1 protein-coding gene and 1 tRNA gene are annotated in these 1548 nt (G+C 37.8%); one reads left to right on the forward strand and one right to left on the reverse strand.

Features of this window, described 5'->3' with window-relative positions:
• Positions 1–89: 89 nt before the first annotated feature.
• Positions 90–166: transfer RNA gene (locus AC27JP_RS20280), tRNA-Asp, on the forward strand.
• Positions 167–357: 191 nt separating this feature from the next.
• Here AC27JP_RS20280 and AC27JP_RS20285 read toward each other — a convergent pair.
• The gene (locus tag AC27JP_RS20285) at positions 358–1326 is read right to left on the reverse strand and encodes an integron integrase (RefSeq protein ID WP_487117759.1); all 969 of its coding nucleotides are present in this window, start codon (positions 1324–1326) and stop codon (positions 358–360) included.
• Positions 1327–1548: the final 222 nt, after the last annotated feature.

Below are 1548 nucleotides of genomic sequence, written 5' to 3' on the forward strand. Positions count from 1 at the left end.
CTGTCACGCCGGGGGTCGCGGGTTCGAGTCCCGTCCACTCCGCCAATTGCCTTCAATGGAGGAGTCCTTAAACTCAAAAATAAATACGCGGAGTGGTAGTTCAGTTGGTTAGAATACCGGCCTGTCACGCCGGGGGTCGCGGGTTCGAGTCCCGTCCACTCCGCCAATTTATTTGATTCAATTCTACAGTTCTTAATTTCCTTGTTTACCTCAAAAGATATTATTCAAAATTATAGCCAATTAAAATTCGCTAAATATTCAGCTAGCCATTGTTTAATCGAATATGCAGTCTTTATGACAATTTCAGCGTGATCACAGACTATTTCATTTCTCGTAGCATATTTAACGTAATTCATCCTATGAACGTAAAGTTGACAGCGGGCTGATCACGCCATTTGCACCACATTCAATTACATGGGTATATATTTGTGTTGTTCTAATATCGCTATGGCCTAACTGTTCTTGTACTGTGCGAATATCTGTGCCGCGTTGAAGCAAGTGAGTGGCGAATGAGTGACGTAAGGTGTGACAAGTTACGTTCTTTTCAATATTTGCATCAATTGTTGCTTTTTTTAGGTGTTTTCGTAGTGCCGATTCATCAATATGGTGCCTTCGTAGTAATTTATTGCTTGGATCTACACTTAACCTATCGGATGGAAATAAGTACTGCCAGCCAAGCTCTTTGGCGGCATTAGGGTACTTTTTTGCCAACGCGTTCGGTAGATATACACCGATGTATTTACTGTGCTCCATATCTTGTTGATAATACAGTTTCACGGTATTGATCTGTTGTTGTAGTAATTCTACTAATTCGTGTGCGAGAGTCACTCGTCGATGCTTGCCTCCTTTTGCGTGCCAAATCATGACTGAGAAATAGTCAAAATCAATGTCTTGCACCCTCAATCTAACGCCTTCCATAAGCCGTAAACCGCTGCCATACATAAGTTTACAAAGCAGCGCATATTTTCCAGAAACATGCATCAGTAAGCGCTTAATTTCATCTTGTGTTAAAACAACGGGAAGTTTAGGTTGTAGCGTACTTTTATTAAAATTTAGTGTTAAAGTGAGTGGATTTTTAATGATATCGCGATATAAAAACGCTAATGCATTTAGAGCTAAAGATTGTGTTCTCGGTGCCATATTTAGTTGAATCGTTAGGTAACTAAGAAAGCGTTCAACTTCAGCATTATGGCAAAGGGCGGGGTGCTTTTTATTACTATAATTTATATAAGCTTTTATCCAATATAAGTAGCTCTCAATGGTACGTTTAGCGTATCGTCTTATTAGCATTTGTTCAGATAAGTAATTTAAAAATTCTGATTTCATCTAAGAGCCTGAAATTTATTTCATGTTTATTTATACAGTGTAGTCGCAACTAAAGATATTTTCATAAAATAAGTCAAATGCCTTATTTGCCCGAGTTTATGTTTTGAAAAGCCGGTGTAAGCGCTTGAATTAAAAATAACTCTAAGATAATGTTCAATATATAAATGTAGAAAGAAGGCAAATCGTAATGTTTAAACATTATATTGTGCCTTACAATAAGCT

It is taken from the genome of Colwellia sp. SU-HH01172 (assembly GCF_057553355.1).